This is a genomic window from Inquilinus limosus, assembly GCF_002195995.1.
GTDB classification, from domain to species: Bacteria; Pseudomonadota; Alphaproteobacteria; order DSM-16000; family Inquilinaceae; genus Inquilinus; species Inquilinus limosus_C.
Map to the genome: position 1 here is coordinate 1 of NZ_NHON01000190.1, position 4,515 is coordinate 4,515.

At 58.0% G+C, this 4,515-nt stretch carries 5 protein-coding genes; 3 read left to right on the forward strand and 2 right to left on the reverse strand.

Annotation, left to right across the window (positions count from 1 at the left end):
- A partial coding sequence (locus tag BWR60_RS37500; protein ID WP_179222088.1) for a hypothetical protein occupies positions 1-181 on the reverse strand: 181 nt, incomplete at its 3' end.
- Between the two features lie 127 nt (positions 182-308).
- On the opposite strand from BWR60_RS37500, the gene BWR60_RS35645 reads away from it, so the two are divergent.
- From BWR60_RS35645 to BWR60_RS35655, 3 genes are all read left to right on the forward strand, one after another.
- Positions 309-845: a histidine phosphatase family protein gene (locus BWR60_RS35645; RefSeq protein WP_088158041.1), complete on the forward strand. Its 537-nt coding sequence runs from the start codon at positions 309-311 to the stop codon at positions 843-845.
- A gap of 96 nt (positions 846-941) precedes the next feature.
- Positions 942-1,712, forward strand: a complete 771-nt coding sequence (locus BWR60_RS35650; RefSeq protein WP_088158043.1) for a class I SAM-dependent methyltransferase — start codon at positions 942-944, stop codon at positions 1,710-1,712.
- Positions 1,713-1,766: 54 nt separating this feature from the next.
- Positions 1,767-2,351, forward strand: a complete 585-nt coding sequence (locus tag BWR60_RS35655; RefSeq protein WP_088158045.1) for a hypothetical protein — start codon at positions 1,767-1,769, stop codon at positions 2,349-2,351.
- A 280-nt stretch (positions 2,352-2,631) separates the two neighbouring features.
- Here BWR60_RS35655 and BWR60_RS35660 read toward each other — a convergent pair whose 3' ends face one another.
- Positions 2,632-4,071: a reverse transcriptase domain-containing protein gene (locus tag BWR60_RS35660; RefSeq protein ID WP_088158047.1), complete on the reverse strand. Its 1,440-nt coding sequence runs from the start codon at positions 4,069-4,071 to the stop codon at positions 2,632-2,634.
- Between the last annotated feature and the right edge of the window lie 444 nt (positions 4,072-4,515).

Here is a 4,515-nt window from a genome sequence, read left to right on the forward strand (position 1 = left end):
CGATGGCGGCGCGGTCGAGATCGCCGGCCCGATCGGCGGCCAGCGCCCTGGCCTGGAAGACGCGGGCCAGCTCCAGGGCCAGCTCGGTCAGCTCCGCCAGCACCTCGGCATAGCGGCCGGCCTGCGCCGTGGCCGGCGAAGCGGCGGCAGGAGTTCCGGCTCTGATGGCACCATCGACCATCCGTTCATTAGAACAAAAAGCGAACATTAAAGCAAATGGTTTGTTCTGGCCGCCCATCGGCCCGCTGCTGCCAGGGCCCGCCCTGTCTGCTATGTCAGGCGGGGCTGCCCTGGAGGAGATCGCGTCCTTGGCCGTCACGCTGGTCTACGAGACCCATTCGACCACCGAGGACAACGAGGCGGGCATCGCCACCGGCTGGCGGCCCGGCCGGCTGTCAGAGGCAGGGCGGGCGCAGGCCGCCAGGCTGGGCCTGCGCCGGCGGGATGACGGGCTCGCCGCCGTGTTCGTGTCGGACCTCGCCCGCGCCGTGGAGACGGCGACGATTGCCCTTGCCGGGTCTCCCCTCCCCGTTCACCAGGACAGCCGACTGCGCGAATGCGACTACGGCGCGCTGACCGGCTGCCCGGCCGACAGGCTGGCGGCGGCGCGGGCGCGGCACGTCGACCGCCCCTTCCCCGGCGGGCAGAGCTATCGCCAGGTGGCCGAGGCCACCGCGGGCTTCCTGCGGGATCTCAGGGACGGGTGGGACGGCGCCCGGATCCTGGTCATCGCCCATTCGGCCAATCTGTGGGCGCTGGAGCATCTGCTGGCCGGCGCCCGGCTGGAGGATCTGGCGCGGGCGCCGCCGCCCTGGCGGCCGGGCTGGACCTATGTGGTGCCGTGAGGGAGCCTCCGCAGGGCGCCCACTTGCGGCCGAAGGGCCGCTCCGCCACGCTGATCCGCCCGCCATGCCGGCCGGCGCCGCCCGAGAAGCCTCACCATGGCCAGCGCCTTCGCGATGAACTCCTTCCTCGGGCAGCGGATCCTCGCTCTGGTGCGGGACGGCGACTACGCCCATGCCGGCGAGGAGGAGGCGATCGAGCTGGCGATGGCCGGGATCGGCAAGGATGCGGGCCGGCTGATCCTGGACACCGGCTGCGGCCGGGGCGGCACGGCCGAGTATCTGCGCCGGCACGGCTGGGGGCGGGTCGTCGGCCTCGACATCCAGGCGGAGTCGATCGCGGCGGCGCGGCAGCGCTATCCGGAGTGCCGCTTCCTGGTCTGCGACGTGGTCGACGCCGACCGGAGCGTGGATGAGATGCCGGACCTGATCTGCCTGTTCAACGCCTATTACTGCTTCCCGGACCAGGACGGGGCGCTGCGGGCGCTGGCCCGGGTCGCCCGGGCCGCCGGGGCCGCCCGGCCGGGCACGCGGCTGGTGCTGTTCGACCATGTCGACCGCGACGGCTACCAGGACGCGCCGCTCATGGATGCGGGCGAGCCCTTCCTGCGCAACCCGCCCCGCCTGGCCGGGCTGCCGGAGCGGCTGGACGCGGCGGGCTGGCGGGCGACCGGGATGCGGGAGATCCACGACCGCTATATCGGCTGGTACGAGACCCTGGTCGGCAAGATCGAGCAGTCGCGCGACCGGATCACCGAGATCGCCGGCCGGGAGGGGTACGACCATGTCCACGCGCTGTACCGCGGGCTGCTGGATGCGGCCCTGGCCGGGAGGCTGGGGGCGGCGATCGTGACGGCGGAGCGGGTGTAGCGGCGCGAGGCCGGGGACGGCAGAATGTGACGATCACCGGCGGACGATCGAGACATGCTGAAGACGGAACTGATCTATGCCGAGCAGGGGATCACCATCCCCTATCCGCCCATTCCCCGCGAGGGCGGATCCAGCAATCACGGGTTCATCGATGTGCGCGGCCGCCCGGACCTGGCCGCCGCCATACCGGAAACCTCGGACTCCGAGGCGCTGAGACGGATGCTGGTCGAGCTGGCCCAACCGTCATCCCTGTTCGCGACAGTCGGATGCGCGGTGGGCGCGTATGAGGAACCGGAGAGCGAAGCCGATATCCGCTATCTGTGTGGCGGCTATGTGCAGCTGTTCTTCATCGATCATTCCGAGCGATGGAAATTCGACTACGAAAATATCATCACCGATACGGCAGATTTCATGCATTCGAAAGTCGACAACCACAAGTGGTTCGTAAGATACGAAATCATGGATATATTGCTGAAGGTCGACAATATGGCAGACACGATCCCGTCGATCCGGATCTGGTTCCACTGCGCGGGCCGGAGCCCGGAAGCGGCCTTATCCTCCCGCGAGGCCCTGATCGACACCACCCGGGAGGCGCTTGCCCGGTTCCGCCCGAGGAAGAGGACTCGGCCCGATTCCTGAGCTAACCGAACTATGGGCGAGCGGCCGTTGCGGCCGAACCGCCAAGTCGGATGCTGCCACTCCGGTCAAGCACCTAGGCCTCCATTCGACTTGAGCCGACGAGAGGGTTCCGGGTGATCAGGCTCGGGAGTCGGATGAGCCAGAGTTTGAGTAAGGAGTGAAGAATGGGATTCTCTATTGCACTCAGCGTGGCCTATAATAGACAACAATCAAAAGATGTGTCAAACAAGGAATCACTTAGACAATCTGCTGGAAAGACCAGGATCCGATTCATCAATAACTACTTGTGCATTTTCGTAATTTCCGACTCTACTCGTGATCGACATATCCTTTTATAATTTCTAAGTTGATTAGATATAGGTGATCCTAGAGCACCGAATGTATCGATAGATCTTTTAGCGTATGTCCAGAAAGTCCAATCTCTATAGTCCGACTCGACCTCAAAATCTAAAACTCTTCCGTATCTCTTCATAAAAGCAGAATGATCAAATTTCTCCAAAAGATACTTCAAATCCTTATTTTTATATCTCTTTACCTGCTTCCGCGCCACGACCTTTGCGGCGGAAGAAATTTTCCGATATAGTCCGGATATTGTGGCATCTCGAATTCTGATCTTTTTCCCGTCATATCTAAAGCCTAGATATTCAAGATCGTTTCTTCCTTTTCCATCGATTCTTTCAAAAATTTGATTTTTTCCGTCCTGCTTGTAAACCAGAAGCGAAGTTTTACTATCTTTGATCAGCAGATTGTCACCATGCTTCTTAATTTCATTCATGGCAAAATCTCGAGCACAATTTGCCTCTGCGACGCCGCCCGGCACTATAATCAATATGTCATCCGAGTATCGATAATAAGTTCCACCAATATTAATAACAAATTGGTTCACTGCGCGATCAAACTCAATCAAGTATAAATTTGCAAGCATATCCGATATGGGTGAGCCCTGAGGTATACCATATTCTTTTTCATTTTTCCTCACGAGCTTTGAGAAGGCTCCACCCTGACCACATATCTTCACCCGAAAGTCGCCATTCGAGCAGAGCTGTCTTGGCGTTTCTCTAAATTTCTTTGTATAAACGAGTCGTTCATTGCCCTTGACAATCTTTCGCTCTACGTACCCTAGCCTTTCATAAGCCGCTGCTCGGTCCACAACAGCGTAACTTGTGATTGATCGGAACACAGCGGCGTGATCTTTCGGCAGATCTGCTACACCTAGAAGGCTACACCATTGCTTTTTTAAAATTCCGTGGTCAATTGATTCAAAAAACTTGCTTATATCGAGAGCAACAACCCCACAATTCCCCAATTTTCTGATTTCAATAAAAGCATCATATGCAAATTCTACATTTGATTTACCACGACCAGCGCTTGATTTAACCCTTCTATATGCGATAACGTTTTTAGATAATCCGTTTGCCGCGAGTGCATTTTCATAGTATCCAGACAGCATATGCCGATAATAAGAATATATATAAGAATCGCGTCGACTGGCGTACCTAATCTCACGCTCTTTCTTCTCTGGTTTTTGAAAACCAGAAACTGCCTTGTCGAACTCAGACCCGCGAAATGGCTGCCAACGCTTCTCATACTTTAAAAACGGATAAAACGCATTGGCCGCAACTCTGTCCGGATTGCGCACCAACTTCCATATATCAGAGGGCCGGATACTTTTATCAAAGTGCGGATAATGCTTTATCGACGGCACCCAAGTATATGCCATGCGTCCCTTCCAAAAGCGAGAGGGGGTAGAGGAACCGGGTCCAATCCGGCTAGCCCTCTACCCCAACACTACCTTCCGCGAGTAGAATCCTACTCTGTTTGGACAATTATCGACCTAAGCGATTATACTGTCACATGGTATTCCGGCGATTTCATCGCCAGTCACCTCGACCCGTCCCAGGAAGGCGCATTCATCATGCACGCTACGCTGATCCGAATCACCGTTGACGGTATAAACTAACTACTCCGCCCCTCCCCAACGCGGTGAAGCTTGGATATCGGTCAGATAATGCGACCGTTTGAGGAGTGCAAGAGGCCCATTTAAAGAATCTGTTCAGTCATAACGATATACCAACTTGCCGAGCGGCATTCCCTCAAAACCACATCGATCCCTGTGACGCCTCGCCATCGTGGCGAGAATCGCCCCACCCGTCCGGGTAGCCCC

What these genes read in the sequence shown, in the direction of transcription:
- BWR60_RS35660 (WP_088158047.1), bottom strand. Translation starts at nt 4,071, where the DNA reads ATGGCATATACTTGGGTGCCGTCGATAAAGCATTATCCGCACTTTGAT.
- BWR60_RS35650 (WP_088158043.1), top strand. Translation starts at nt 942, where the DNA reads ATGGCCAGCGCCTTCGCGATGAACTCCTTCCTCGGGCAGCGGATCCTC.
- BWR60_RS35655 (WP_088158045.1), top strand. Translation starts at nt 1,767, where the DNA reads ATGCTGAAGACGGAACTGATCTATGCCGAGCAGGGGATCACCATCCCC.